General features: G+C 66.2%; 1 protein-coding gene. It reads left to right on the top strand.

Annotation, left to right across the window (positions count from 1 at the left end):
* On the top strand, positions 1-278 hold a 278-nt coding region (locus tag VJI94_RS08280; RefSeq protein WP_324009011.1), incomplete at both ends, for a hypothetical protein.

Below are 278 nucleotides of genomic sequence, written 5' to 3' on the forward strand. Positions count from 1 at the left end.
GGCAACGCCGTTGCCAATGGCGCGGGACAGGCGGGCTCCCTGCTGTCCATGCGCGGCCTGGCGGCGGGCTATACGGTCAAGGAAGGTCAGTATTTCTCGATCATCCATGGCGGGCGGCGCTACCTGCACCAATCGGCGGACACGATCGCCGCCAATGGTGCGGGCCAGATCCGCCTTCCGATCGCGCCCATGCTGCGGATCAACCCGCAGGACGGCGCCGTCGTAGAGATCGCCAAGCCGATGATCGAGGGCATCCTTGATGGCGACATCCGCAGCTG

The sequence above is a fragment of the Parvimonas sp. D9 genome, assembly GCF_035282565.1.
Classification (GTDB): Bacteria; Bacillota; Clostridia; order Tissierellales; family Peptoniphilaceae; genus Parvimonas; species Parvimonas micra.